Genomic DNA, 13,233 nt, shown 5'->3' with positions numbered 1-13,233 from the left:
ACTAATTGTTTTCTTAAAGCGTTAAAGGTTCTCTTGTATTGCCAATAGCGCTAACGAAAAGTAAATCAACCACAAGCATTAATTTTTATCTTACTTAAAATCACAAAAATGAAAACAACAGTTGCACTAAAACCTATCGACCGTACACTTAATGTCTATCTTGCTGATGATGATGATGCTGATTGCCTTCTTTTTAAAGAAGCGTTGGCAGAGTTGCCTGTAACGGTAAACCTTACCGTCCTAGATGATGGTCAGCAACTTTTAGATTTGCTCACCACGAAAGGAAACCAACTTCCCGATGTTCTTTTCCTTGATCTTAACATGCCTCGTAAAAACGGTTTCGCCTCGTTGGGACAAATCAAACGTGACGAGAAATTGTATGATCTTCCGGTTATTGTATTCTCTACGGCTAATAATCAGGAAAAAGTTAAGGACGTTTTTAGAGATGCCGCACATTATTATATTCGCAAGCCTGCTAAATTCTCGGAGCTTAAAGAAGTAATTTATAAAGCACTTGAACTTATAGCCGAAGGAAATATTAAATTGCCAAAAGAAGAAAATTTTATGCTGACAGGAGAAGAAAAATCAACATCAGATGAAAGCGCCCCAAGCAAATAATAAGCATCCCGAAAAATTAATTAAATCAGACAATCAGTTTCCGGTTATTGGTGTTGGTGCCTCTGCAGGTGGATTGGATGCGTTTAAAAAACTCCTTAAAGCAATCCCTATTGATAGTGGCATGGCGTATGTGCTGGTGCAACATTTAGATCCCAACCACGAGAGCATGCTAACCGAAATCCTGCAAAAGGTGACGCCAATTCCTGTTTTAGAAATTGCCGACGATATTAAAGTAGAACCCAATCATATTTATGTTATCCCAAGTAACAAAACAATGGTGGCTACGGATGGCGTTTTATTACTGGCTCCGCGTCCCGAAAAAAGTAAAACCGAACGCTACCTGCCTATTGACCTTTTCTTTACTTCGCTAGCAATAGTTCATCAAACACACGCTATAGGTGTAATATTATCTGGCACTGGTACTGACGGAACATCGGGTTTGAAAGCCATTAAAGATTACGGAGGCATTACCTTTGTGCAGGACGAAGAGTCAGCAGCTTATCCGGATATGCCGAATAGTGCCGTTCATGAAGGAGTAGTTGATTTTATTCTGCCACCCGATAAAATGCCTGAAAAACTACTTGAGGTAACTAAAATTATTACGACGCCCACTTCGGTGGAAGAAAATTTACACTTGGGAGATGAAGAAGCCTTTAGACAAATTAATGCTGTACTTCGCATCCGCAAGGGAACCGATTTTACCTATTACAAACAAACCACCATTCGCAGAAGAATTCTTCGCCGAATGGCCATTAATAAAAATGCAGCACCTGCTGAGTATCTCAACTATTTAAGAGAAAACAAACCCGAGCAGGATCTTTTATACCAAGACCTTTTAATTCCGGTAACGTCATTTTTTCGCGATAGCAATGTCTTCGATAATTTATGCGCCAATGTTTTTCCAATCATCAAAAAGGATACTGAACCTGGCGAACCCATTCGTATATGGGTGGCAGGTTGCAGCACAGGCGAAGAAGCGTACTCAATGGCCATTTGTCTCAAAGAATTTTTAGGCAGCAACTCTTTTGATTCAGAAGAAAGAGTCCAAATTTTTGCTACCGATTTAAGTGAACGTGCCATTTTAAAAGCACGCACTGGTATCTACACAAAACTGGAAGTTGTCGGCTTAGCACCGGAACGCCTGAATATTTTTTTTACAAAAACAAATGGCAGTTACCAAGTAAACCGACAGATAAGAGACCTATGTGTCTTTGCTACACACAATTTTTTAAAAGATCCTCCTTTTGGAAAAATGGATTTAGTGAGTTGCCGTAATGTGCTTATTTATATGGAACCTTATTTGCAGAAAAAGGCACTAACCACTTTTCATTATGCCTTAAATCCGAAAGGGTTTTTGTTACTTGGCAAATCAGAGACTACCAGTGGCGTTCCAGACCTTTTTGCAGCAACGGAAAAAAACGATAAATTATATACTCGTAAAGATGTACCAAGCCGATTTATACATACGGTTAGTCCACGAACCGAATCAAATCTAATTGATAATAACGACAAACCCAAAACCGAGAATATGCGTTCTGATTTTCAAAAAACAGCTGATGATATTATGCTCAGCAAATACTCACCTGCCGGTGTTGTAATAAATGAGGCTATGGATATTGTACAGTTTCGCGGAAGCACCAGCCGCTATCTGGAGCAATCATCAGGCAAACCAAGTCATAATTTATTAGTATTGGCAAAAAATGGGTTGGTTTTTGAATTGCGAAACATCATCCACAAAACAAAAAAAGGAACTGTAGCGGTTATAAAAGAAAATGTTCCCGTTGAGATAAACGGGAGTTTAACCAATATTACTATTGAAGCCATTCCGTTGCCTAATACTATAGAACCTCATTATTTAATTCTGTTTCACGATAGTAGTTCCATTGTTAACAAACAGGAAGCATCCGAAAATAAAAAACCGACCAGAAAAACAAAAACCGACGATAAAGACTTACGCATAAAGCAATTAGAACTCGAACTTACCCAAGCTCGGGAAGACATGCGCAGTATTACCGAAGATCAGGAAGCTGCCAACGAAGAACTGCAAAGTGCTAACGAAGAATTGCTAAGTGGTAGTGAAGAATTGCAGAGTTTGAACGAAGAATTAGAAACCAGTAAAGAAGAACTACAAAGCACCAATGAGGAACTCATGGTGGTAAACCATGAAATGATTGGTTTGAATGAACAAATAGCAGCAGCAAGAAATTATGCCGAATCCATAGTGGCGAACATTCGCGAGCCTTTGCTCGTATTGGATAAAAACCTTCGTATAAAAACAGCCAACAAGGCCTTTTATAAAACATTCCGTGTAAATGAAAAGGAAACAGAAGGCATATTAATTTATGATTTAGGTAACAAACAATGGGATATTCCCGAACTGCGAAACTTACTTGAAAAAATTCTTCCCGAAAAGTCAATTTTTAATGATTTTGAAGTAACCCACAATTTTGAAAGTATTGGTAAGTTAATTATGCTTTTAAATGCCCGTGAAGTAATTAACAAAAATACTTCAGAAAAATTAATTCTACTGTCTATTGAAGATATCACAGAACGGAAAAAAGCACTTGCTAATTTGGAAGAAAGCGAACATCGCTACCACAACATGATTTATTCTTCGCCTTCTATGATAGCCATATTTGAAGGTGAGGACATGATTGTTAAAATTGCCAATGATGCTATTTTAAATGCTTGGGACGAGAATAAAGATGTTATTGGAAAATCAATCTTAAAAGTAAAACCCGAATTAATTGTTCAAGGTTTTGATAAACTTTTGTTAAATGTGTATAAAACCGGTGTTCCCTACTTTTCTCATGAAACTCCAGTTAAGATGCTTCGTCATGGTAAGGAAGAATTAAATTACTTTACATTCGTGTATCAGGCGCAACGTAATGTAAATGGTGAAATCGAAGGAGTAGCTGTAATCGCTAACGAAGTAACACCACAAGCCTTATTAAATAAAAAAATAAAAGAAAGTGAGCATCAACTACAAAAAAACACGGAGCATTTTGAAATAGCGACCACTGCCGCAGAAGTTGGCACTTGGTCTTTGGATATAGCATCACAAACCTTAGATTGGTCTGCCTTGCATAAAAAAATGTGGGGTTATGATGAGAACCTTACAGACCTTGTATATGAAGACTGGCATAAAGTGATACTAGCCAGCGATAAAGAAGCCGCTTTCGCTCAGGTAGCAGAAGCCTTTAAAACAAAAACACAGTATGAAGCCATATACCGCATAGTGCGTCCCATCAATGGAGATATTAGATGGATGAAATCAATTGGCAAATATTTTTATAACAAAGCTGGAGAGCCTGTTACGCTGACTGGTGTAAGCATTGATATAACAAAACAAAAAAATGCAGAAATAGCTTTATACGAAAGCGAAAAACAATTCCGAATGATGGCAGAATTAATGCCGCAAAAAGTATGGACTTCTGATGCAGAAGGCAACAAAGATTATTTTAATAAAACATTGCTCGACTATTCTGGAAAGTCCTTCGATGAATTAAAAGGTGACGGATGGGAAAAGATCATTCATCCCGATGATTGGAAAAATGACAAAAAACAATGGCAGGAATGTCTCAAGACAGGTAAGGATTATGATGCGGAAAACAGATTGCTCGGTAAAGATGGCAAATACTTATGGCACCTAACCAGAGCTGTGGCTTTAAAAGATGATCAGGGAAAAATAAAAATGTGGATAGGTTCAAAAACCGAAATACAAGAGCAAAAGGAACAAAAAGAAGAATTAGAAAAAGCGGTGGTAAAAAGAACTACAGAATTACATAAAGCCAATAAAAAGCTTGTGCATGAAAGTTCAGAGAAAGAAAAACGGGCTGCCGAATTAGTAATCGCCAATAAAAAGCTTATCTATGAAAGTTCAGAGAAAGAAAAACGGGCTGATGAACTGGTGAAAATAAATAAAGAGTTGGAAGCCTTTACCTATGTATCAAGTCATGATTTGCAGGAACCACTGCGGAAAATACAAACCTTCGCCGATCGCATATTAGAAAAAGAAAAATTATCCGATGGTGGAAAAAAATATTTCCACCTCATTGAGGATGCGGCCAATCGTATGCAAACGCTTATTAAAGATTTGCTTAGTTTTTCTCACTTAAACACCTCCGAAAGAAAATTTGAAATTACGGATCTTAACACTATCATCGATACTGTAAAAGAAGATTTTAAAGAAATCATTGATGAAAAACACGCCACTATAGAAGCTACAGAACTCTGTAAGGCAAACATCATTGCGTTTCAGTTCCAACAACTGATGCAAAATCTCATTGGCAACGCGCTCAAATTTTCAAAACAAAACATTCCTCCGCATATCATAATAACAAGTGACATTATAAAAGGTTCTAAAGAAAAGAACCCCAATCTCTCTTCTGAAAAAGAGTACTGCCACATTACTTTTGCTGATAATGGAATTGGCTTTGAAAAAGAATTCAACCAAAAAGTTTTTGAAGTATTTCAGAAGCTTCACGGCAAAGAAGAATATGCGGGAACGGGAATTGGTCTTGCCATCGTAAAAAAAATTGTGGAAAATCACCAAGGAGAAATCACTGTCAAAAGCGAATTAAACAAAGGAACAAAATTCGATATTTATTTACCGGCTAACTAAAAAAAGTACCTATGGAAAACATTCCTTTACGCATTCTTCTTGCAGATGATGATGAAGGCGACCGACTAATTTTTGGAGAGGCGATGGGAGAATTGGAACTAAATCTCAAAGTGCAAACTGTAAATAACGGTATGCAATTAATTGAGCACTTAACAAAAAGTACCATTTTGCCGCATCTGGTGTTTCTTGATCTCAACATGCCTCGCAAAAATGGACTCGAATGCTTGAAGGAAATAAGAAGTAATGAAAGATTTGCAGCTATTTCCATTGCCATTTATTCGACTTCAGCATCAGAAAAAGACATTGAAGAAACATTTCTCAACGGAGCAAATGTCTACATAAAAAAGCCTAATAACTTTGCAACACTAAAACAATTATTACACAAAGCAGTCAAAGCCTACTATTTACATTCACAAGTTTCTTCGGATAGAAAAATATTTTTACTTTCTATTTAATAGGCAAACTTGAAACAGGACAAATGGTAAATAGCTATTTTGACAACACGAATAGAAACAGCAACCTAGATCTTAAAAGTTGCTGTAACTATAAATTCCTGTTCTGTATTAAACGATAAATAAATTGGCAATCGATACAACTTGTTGCGTTGTCAATGGCTCGTCAAATGACTCTGCTCCTGCTCCTGCAAGAAGAGTCGGTCCAAATGTTCCATTGCTTACTATGGCCGTATTGAATCCTGCCTGAATCGTGTTTTCTTCTCCATCATAGGTTCCTTGAGCTTGAACCGGTAAACCGCCACGATTATTTCCTACAATCCATCCTTTTTGCCCACGCAATCTTCTTACTTCTGAAGCATGACGAGCTTCAACAGAATGTATCTGTAAAGCAGCTGTTAATAAATCAGGGGTTGAAATTAAATTTGCGGCTTGTCCTTTATAAGCTCTCACTCCGGTATCTTCGAAAGCCTGTGCTAAAGCCAAAAATTGCTGATAATCTGTAAATGGCGAAAAGGCACCTCCAACGGTGAAATCAAATGTTGGTTTTGCTACGAAATTGGCACTGCCTGTCCCTCCTAACCCAGCGATTAAATAGGAAACGTGGTCTGTTTCGTGTGCCGAAATTTGCATAAAAACTTTTTCATCTCTACCACTTGTTGGAATCACTCCGGAATCCAATCCCATTTGATAGTATTCTTTCTCAAGATATTCTAAGGTAAGTGCCAATTGAAGTGCTCCAATAGGAGTGCCAGGCGTTGGGCTGATATCGTTTGCAAAAGCTTTATTTGCTAATGCTGACAATCCAAAAGGAATAGCGGCGAATGCTAAATTTTTTCCCAATTTACCAAATTGTCCAAAACTATCTCTTCTGGAACCTTTGCTTTGCATTAAATCATCATTTGTAAATGATTCTATAAATTTAAATATACTCATAATTTCTAATATTAATAGTTAAGGTAAATAAAGAGCCGTAAACTCGGTTGTAATAAATGTGTCGGCAATCGTAATCACTTCCGATGGTTTTTTTGCCACATCCAAACCTGTTGTTGTATTTACGACATCATCTCCGGCAAAATCTTTTGAATCAGGATTGATTAAGCTTCTTATGGCCGAGGCATGTCTGGCTTCAACTGAAACAATTTTTCCAGCTAATAATAAATAATCTGGGTTTGTAATTAATTTCCCTGCACCGTTATAGGCAGCTACTCCAGTATCTTCTAGCGCTTTAGCAGTGGCTAAAACCTGATCCCGATTACTGAAATTTAAACTTCCATAACTAAAAGCAAGTCCGGGAAGTAATTGAATGGATGGATTAGGCAATGCACCCGTTAGCGCTGCCTTAAAGAACTCTCTGTGAATGACTTCATGATTATACAAATCAATAAGCACCTGTCTGTCCTCATCCGTAAAGTTGGTATTAAAACCTGAAGCATTTACCACTTTGGTGTAAAAATCGGCTTCTAATTGTTCAAGCGCATAAGCATATGTAAGAACCCCAAAATCGCCACCTCCTAAATCGAATTTTCCATTTCTTATTCCCGGAAGTTGATTGGAAGGATTAACATTATCATCGCTATTACTACAGCCTGCTATAAATAATCCAGCTCCAACCACTGAAAGTCCACTAATTTTCAGAAAACTCCTTCTGTTAGTGTGGGAGGGTTTTACCTCTTGAATGTTTACTACGTTTTCCATAATGTACATTTAATAATTAATAAATTTTGTTTTTCGATTCCGTTTAGTAACCAAGTAGTTTTATGTTGTTTTTTGCAAAAAATAAAAACTTCAAATAGCAACAGAAATTCAATTATGATGACTATTAAAATCGATTTGTAAAGATTGTTCAATACTTACAATTATCTTTTTAATAATTATTTTAAAAACTTATATAATTCTCACAACTTGTGATAGTCAGGTTAAAAATGTAAGTAATAGAAATGTAACAACCGCTGATTGGCATAAAGTAAACAGCTGCAAAAAGTGAATATCTACAATCCATTCAGATGACTTCCATAATGCTAAAAAGCAAAAAAAACCACCTACCCAAGTAGTTAAATCAGGAATTCAGAAGACTGATTTTCCACCGTGTTAAAACCAAAAACGCACCTCCTTTCTCGACTCTTTTCTACGTGTGAATAATGCAATTTTAAAAAATAATTTTGCAATCCTTTCATGCAGAATATGTTGAATTTTACAGAACAACAATTCAGTTGAAATAAAAATAAAGTACAATGGATAGAAATCAAAACGACACTAACAATCAAAATACTGATAGTGTGTCAAACGAAAAAACAAATACGGATTTGTATGAAACTGCAGTGAGAGTTGAAGATCCGAATGAGCAAAGTAAGGATAGCGAGTCTGACAACAGCGACTATGAACACCCTGTAGATGAGTTTGAGGATGAGGACAAGGATGAGGATGAGGACGAATTTGAGGATGATATTGAAAATGAAGAAGAAGATGAGAATGAGCACGAGGATGAGATTGAAGATGATGACGAGGATGATGATGAGGATAATGAAGATGTTGAAGAAGAAAACAGAAAAGAAAATACATACTAACAAAACGCAAGTGCGTCAAGTTGTAATCAATCCAATATAAACAGTAAAAAATTTTTCATTATGCCTTATATAAAAATAAAATCAGCAGATTCAAACAGCACAGTACGTATTTTTTATCAGGAATACGGAACAGGTAAACCCGTTATATTTATTCATGGCTGGCCGCTTAACCACGAAATGTGGGAATACCAATTAAACGAACTACCCAAACACAACCTCCGTTGCATAGCCTATGACCGCAGGGGATTTGGTAAATCAGATCGCCCTTGGGGAAAGTATGATTACGACACCCTTGCCGATGACTTAAACGAACTACTTACGCAATTAGACTTAACCGAAGTTGTCCTTGTCGGATTTTCAATGGGAGGTGGCGAAATAGCGCGTTACATCGGAAAATATGGAACTGAAAAAATTGAAAAAATTGTTTTTATCAGTTCCGTAACGCCTTATATGCTTCAAACTACTGATAACGAGGTAGGTGTCGAAAAAGAAATCTTTGATGGTATGGTCGAAAAAATAGCGGCCGATCGTCCTGCCTTTCTAACCGATTTTGCCAAACACTTTTATGGCGTTACTATGCTCAGTCAACCTGTAAGCAAAGATCTTTTGAAATGGAATCAAATGGTATGTCTTACGAGTTCGGCAAAAGCAACTATGGAATGTGTCCGCTCCTTTTCGGAAACAGATTTCAGAAATGATTTCAAAAAAATCAACGTCCCTGTTTTAATTATTCACGGAGATGCTGACCAAACGGTTCCGATTGAGGTCTCAGGAAATAAAACCGCTGCCCTGCTTCCGGATGCAGAATACATTATATACGAAGACGCACCGCACGGCTTATTTATTACTGAAAAAGAAAGATTGAATTCTGATTTACTACAATTTATTACAGTAGAAAACTTTGTATTTCAATCGGATAGCGAACTATAAACAAGTAAAATATGGCTGAAAATGCAACACCTATAGCAACCCTTTTTGAGCGGGTCGAAGAGTACATCAAATCAACGATAGACTATTTTACGCTGAATGCCGTCGATAAATCGGCCGATGTCGTTTCTTCGCTCGTTTCCCGCCTTGCTGTTTTTATAATGGTGGCGGTGTCCATTTTAATTTGTAGCATCGGCTTGGCCTTGTGGCTGGGTAAACTGCTTGGCGAAATTTTTTATGGTTTTTTTGCAGTCGGTGCTTTCTATATGCTGGTGGCTGTTCTGCTGCACCTCTTTCGACATAAGTGGTTAAAATATCCGGTTAGCAATTCCATTATCAAACAAATGCTAAAACAAAAAGAGGTATGAAAAATAACGAAACCGATTTATTAAACGAGCGGCTTATCGATGTAGAGCATAAACGCGCCACTGATTTAATGTTACTAAAGGCGCAATTTCATTTGGCTTACGAAAGCGTAAAGCCTGTTAATTTAGTTAAAAACCTGTTTCACAACGTAACGACTTCGCCCGATATAAAAAACAACATCATTGGTACCGCAATTGGTTTAGGAACTGGATTTCTTTCCAAAAGACTGTTGATTGGTAATTCACTACAGCCTTTTAAAAGAGGTTTGGGAACACTAATTCAGTTTGCCGTAACCAATCTGGTTGCTAAAAAAGCGCAGCATCTTCAATCCATTGGAAAAATTCTCTTGAATGTTTTTTCGAAGAGTGAAAAAGATAGAAAAGACTGGAAGAAATACAGCCATTTGGGCAACAATAATTGAAGGGTTTTACGCTTCTATGATGGTTTTTTTCGATGCCGAATTCACGCACAGTCATGCAAAAAAAACAGCTGGCGCAATATCAACTGAAGTAAATGGAACTAAACTTATCTGAATACACTAAATTTGTACGCAATTACCCCGCTATGATTACGGATATTTTTTTACAGCTCGTCACCAAATACGCTAAAGACCATGAACTTGCCAATAATTTGTGGCTGGAAATATTCACCAAATATTCTGAACCCAAAAGACAGTACCACACCATCGCCCATTTAGAAGCATTGCTTACCGATTTGAAAGAAGTAAAAGAACATATTCATGATTGGGAAACAACGCTATTGGCTGTTTTTTATCACGATAGTATCTACAAAGCAAGCAGCAGTTCCAATGAGGAAGACAGCGCCAAACTGGCAAAGCTGCGACTGGTTGAAATTGGGTATTCTATTGAAAAAATAGCAAAATGTGTAGCTGTAATTTTAGCAACCAAGCTCCATGAACCTTCAGAAGATAACGATACGAACTACCTACTAGATGCTGACTTAGCGATACTCGGCGTAAGTCAGGAGGACTATCAAAAATATACCGAACAAATAAGAGCGGAATATACCATTTACCCTGAATTTATGTATGCTTCGGGCAGAAAGAAAGCACTCCAACATTTTCTACAAATGGAACGGATTTACAAAACAGAACATTTCTTCAAAAAATACGAAAAGCAAGCCAGAGTTAATATTCATAATGAATTGGAATTGCTGCAACAATAAGATCATTTATTGAAATCCCATTTTATCGCATTTATTTACAAAAATGTCAACCCAATCTTTTTATTCAGTCCAATTTCAAAAATTCTAATTAAAGTCGAAAGTTGAATATTTCCTTTTCCGTTTTCAATTCTGGAAATATAACTTTTCTTGGTTCCTGTTTTTTCTGCAAGTTGCTCTTGAGTTATGTGAGCTTCTTTTCTAGCTTCTTTGAGCATTTCACTAATGATGAACATCTGTGTTTTTTCTTCATAAGTATTTCTACTTTCAGTACCTATTTTTCCGTGTTCAACTTCAACAAGTTGGTCAAAGTTTTTTATGTTTTTATAATCTTTCATCTTATTTATTTTTTTGGTGAAAATATTCATTCATTAAAGTCAATACTTTTTCTAATTCGTTTTTTGGTGTTTTCTGTGTTTTTTTTTGAAAACCATTAAAAAGCACAACTAATTTTCCTTTGTTAAAGCAGCAAAATATTCTATAAATATTTGATTGATATTCAATTCTAATTTCATAAAGTCTATTTGTACCAGTTAAATGCTTTTAGGAATTTTTCGGGAACTTTTTCAACTTGTTTTATTAATTCAAGAACATATTTTATTTTCTCTTTTACCTTTTCATCTTGCTGCTGGTAAAAATCAATAAAATGATTTTCGTAAAATATAATTTCCCTGTTCATTCGACAAAGTTATCTTAAAAGTTAACAAAAAACAAATAATCGATAATTTTTTTGTTGGGGTTACGTGAGGAACTATAGCTTATAACTACTTCATTGTGATTACTCCCCCCAATCCAAAAAGAAAGGCGAAAAGTAGTTGACCTTACTATATGTGAGAATCATGTAATTCATTGTAAAAATTGTGCAAGGTCTTTAACAATTAAAATCTACAACTTTGCAATTCCCTGATTTTAGTATAAACAAAATAAAAGCAACAGTAGCAACAGAACAAATTTTATAAATACAAATAATGTAATCAAAAATCCAATGCTAATTATGAAAATACTAATAGTCCTTACATCACACAGTGCACTCGGAAACACCGGTAACAAAACCGGGTTTTGGATTGAAGAATTTGCCGCACCTTATTATATTTTAGAAGCAGCCGGCGCCGACATTACTATAGCGTCTCCCCTTGGCGGACAACCACCTATTGATCCAAAAAGTGATGAGGAAGGTGCCCAAACACCTGCTACCATTCGGTTTAAAGCAGATGCCGCATTGCAAGAAATATTGGCCCATACCCAAAAGCTAACCGACATAGATGCTGACGATTTCGATGCGGTGTTTTATCCAGGCGGTCATGGTCCGATGTGGGACTTAACCAACGATATCGATTCCATTACGCTAATTGAAGAATTTTGGGACAGCAAAAAACCCATTGCTGCTGTTTGTCATGCTCCGGCAGTGTTGTTAAACGCCAAAGACGAGAATGGTAATTATTTAATAAAGGGAAAAAGGGTCACTGGGTTTACCAATAGTGAAGAATCCGCAGTCAAGCTCACCGATGTCGTACCTTTTTTACTCGAAGACGAATTGATAAAAAAAGGAGGACTCTATTCCAAAAAAGAAGATTGGGCTTCCTATAGCGTTACTGATGGTTTATTGATAACAGGACAAAATCCGGGATCTTCTGAAGCCGTGGCAGAATCGTTATTGAAACTATTACAAAACAAACCGCTCGCCCCTAAAAAAGAAAAAAGAGAGCGAATCGCAAAATAGAGAAGCATTACGGCAAAACCGATACCTTTGCAAAGAAACAGCGAACAGGCTTTTGCCTTAAAAGAAGCACCCGCAAAAACTAAAAAACAATACGTATGTGGAAAGAAGAAAATAACCAATTAAAACAAAGTTTTCAGTTTAACGACTTTGTAGAAGCTTTTGCCTTTATGACCCAAGTGGCTTTTGCAGCTGAAAAAATGAACCACCATCCCAATTGGAGCAATGAGTACAACAAAGTTGACATCGCCCTCTTTACCCATGATGCTAGGGATACGGTCACAGATAAAGACCATAAACTGGCAAAAATGATTGATGAGATTTATACGAAATAAGTTGTACTTTGTTTGGCATTAAACCCGAGGCAAAGACGACTGCCGGAGGACTCGAGCCAAAAGCGACAGAGCGAAGCTAAATCGAGAACCTTTTTTAGATGACTGTTATTTTTAAACAAGCACTTCGACTCCCGAAGCGTCGGGACAGTGTGACATTGCTTTACTAATTGGAAATAGATAAACATAGTCGAAGTGCTTTCTAAGTCAATGCCAATACAAATATACATTGTCACACTGTCCCGACGCTTCGGGAGTCGAAGTGCCCTCTATAAATAAAAACCAAACCCACGCTAATCCCCGTTGGTGGAAAATCCGGTCAAATTGACCACCTATTTCCGGAGCAAATTGACCATCGTTTCCGGTTGAAACTGACCACCCGATTCCGGTTCAAATTGACCACCCTAAAACTACTAATTTTTTCATGTTGTTAGAACCATACATTCGT

15 protein-coding genes are annotated in these 13,233 nt (G+C 36.9%); 10 read left to right on the top strand and 5 right to left on the bottom strand.

All coding sequences use genetic code 11. The features are described 5' to 3' along the window. Positions 1 to 108 precede the first annotated feature (108 nt). The 3 genes from RMN97_RS12465 to RMN97_RS12455 are packed head-to-tail and all read left to right on the top strand — an operon-like array spanning position 109 to position 5,697. Complete coding sequence (locus tag RMN97_RS12465) at positions 109 to 618, top strand: response regulator (protein ID WP_309614848.1); 510 nt, start codon at positions 109 to 111, stop codon at positions 616 to 618. Further along, on the top strand, positions 596 to 5,242 hold the full coding sequence (locus RMN97_RS12460) for a chemotaxis protein CheB (RefSeq protein WP_309614847.1): 4,647 nt from the start codon (positions 596 to 598) through the stop codon (positions 5,240 to 5,242). The genes RMN97_RS12465 and RMN97_RS12460 overlap by 23 nt, the downstream gene beginning before the upstream one ends. 11 nt (positions 5,243 to 5,253) lie before the next feature. Continuing rightward, entirely contained in the window at positions 5,254 to 5,697 is a 444-nt protein-coding gene (locus tag RMN97_RS12455; RefSeq protein ID WP_309614846.1) for a response regulator, read from the top strand. 108 nt (positions 5,698 to 5,805) lie between these two features. Here RMN97_RS12455 and RMN97_RS12450 read toward each other — a convergent pair whose 3' ends face one another. Further along, positions 5,806 to 6,630 carry a ferritin-like domain-containing protein gene (locus RMN97_RS12450; RefSeq protein ID WP_309614845.1) on the bottom strand — a complete coding sequence of 275 codons (825 nt, stop codon included), beginning with the start codon at positions 6,628 to 6,630 and terminating at the stop codon, positions 5,806 to 5,808. A gap of 18 nt (positions 6,631 to 6,648) precedes the next feature. After that, complete coding sequence (locus RMN97_RS12445; protein ID WP_309614844.1) at positions 6,649 to 7,392, bottom strand: ferritin-like domain-containing protein; 744 nt, start codon at positions 7,390 to 7,392, stop codon at positions 6,649 to 6,651. A gap of 536 nt (positions 7,393 to 7,928) precedes the next feature. On the opposite strand from RMN97_RS12445, the gene RMN97_RS12440 reads away from it, so the two are divergent. From RMN97_RS12440 to RMN97_RS12420, 5 genes are all read left to right on the top strand, one after another. Then, on the top strand, positions 7,929 to 8,261 hold the full coding sequence (locus RMN97_RS12440) for a hypothetical protein (RefSeq protein WP_309614843.1): 333 nt from the start codon (positions 7,929 to 7,931) through the stop codon (positions 8,259 to 8,261). A 60-nt stretch (positions 8,262 to 8,321) separates the two neighbouring features. Further along, complete coding sequence (locus RMN97_RS12435; RefSeq protein ID WP_309614842.1) at positions 8,322 to 9,191, top strand: alpha/beta hydrolase; 870 nt, start codon at positions 8,322 to 8,324, stop codon at positions 9,189 to 9,191. Between the two features lie 11 nt (positions 9,192 to 9,202). Then, positions 9,203 to 9,556, top strand: a complete 354-nt coding sequence (locus RMN97_RS12430) for a hypothetical protein (RefSeq protein WP_309614841.1) — start codon at positions 9,203 to 9,205, stop codon at positions 9,554 to 9,556. Further along, positions 9,553 to 9,975 (top strand): hypothetical protein, encoded by a 423-nt coding sequence (locus RMN97_RS12425; RefSeq protein ID WP_309614840.1) that lies wholly within the window; start codon positions 9,553 to 9,555, stop codon positions 9,973 to 9,975. Before RMN97_RS12430 ends, RMN97_RS12425 begins: the two co-directional genes overlap by 4 nt. 92 nt (positions 9,976 to 10,067) lie before the next feature. Then, positions 10,068 to 10,739, top strand: a complete 672-nt coding sequence (locus RMN97_RS12420) for a hypothetical protein (RefSeq protein ID WP_309614839.1) — start codon at positions 10,068 to 10,070, stop codon at positions 10,737 to 10,739. 35 nt (positions 10,740 to 10,774) lie between these two features. Here RMN97_RS12420 and RMN97_RS12415 read toward each other — a convergent pair whose 3' ends face one another. The 3 genes from RMN97_RS12415 to RMN97_RS12405 are packed head-to-tail and all read right to left on the bottom strand — an operon-like array spanning position 10,775 to position 11,415. Continuing rightward, complete coding sequence (locus tag RMN97_RS12415; protein ID WP_309614838.1) at positions 10,775 to 11,074, bottom strand: helix-turn-helix transcriptional regulator; 300 nt, start codon at positions 11,072 to 11,074, stop codon at positions 10,775 to 10,777. A gap of 1 nt (position 11,075) precedes the next feature. After that, positions 11,076 to 11,213: a type II toxin-antitoxin system RelE/ParE family toxin gene (locus RMN97_RS12410; RefSeq protein WP_309614854.1), complete on the bottom strand. Its 138-nt coding sequence runs from the start codon at positions 11,211 to 11,213 to the stop codon at positions 11,076 to 11,078. Positions 11,214 to 11,256: 43 nt separating this feature from the next. Continuing rightward, the gene (locus tag RMN97_RS12405) at positions 11,257 to 11,415 is read right to left on the bottom strand and encodes a hypothetical protein (protein ID WP_309614837.1); all 159 of its coding nucleotides are present in this window, start codon (positions 11,413 to 11,415) and stop codon (positions 11,257 to 11,259) included. 315 nt (positions 11,416 to 11,730) lie between these two features. On the opposite strand from RMN97_RS12405, the gene RMN97_RS12400 reads away from it, so the two are divergent. Together RMN97_RS12400 and RMN97_RS12395 are read left to right on the top strand one after the other, a co-directional pair. Further along, positions 11,731 to 12,456, top strand: coding sequence for a type 1 glutamine amidotransferase domain-containing protein (locus tag RMN97_RS12400; protein ID WP_309614836.1), 726 nt, complete (start codon positions 11,731 to 11,733; stop codon positions 12,454 to 12,456). A gap of 95 nt (positions 12,457 to 12,551) precedes the next feature. Then, positions 12,552 to 12,788 carry a 4a-hydroxytetrahydrobiopterin dehydratase gene (locus RMN97_RS12395; RefSeq protein ID WP_309614835.1) on the top strand — a complete coding sequence of 79 codons (237 nt, stop codon included), beginning with the start codon at positions 12,552 to 12,554 and terminating at the stop codon, positions 12,786 to 12,788. Positions 12,789 to 13,233 lie beyond the last annotated feature (445 nt).

The sequence above is a fragment of the Flavobacterium sp. genome (assembly GCF_031381455.1).
In the GTDB taxonomy this organism is placed as follows: Bacteria; Bacteroidota; Bacteroidia; order Flavobacteriales; family Flavobacteriaceae; genus Flavobacterium.
Note: the sequence above shows the minus strand (reverse complement) of the source record. Positions and strands in the feature narration are given on the sequence as shown.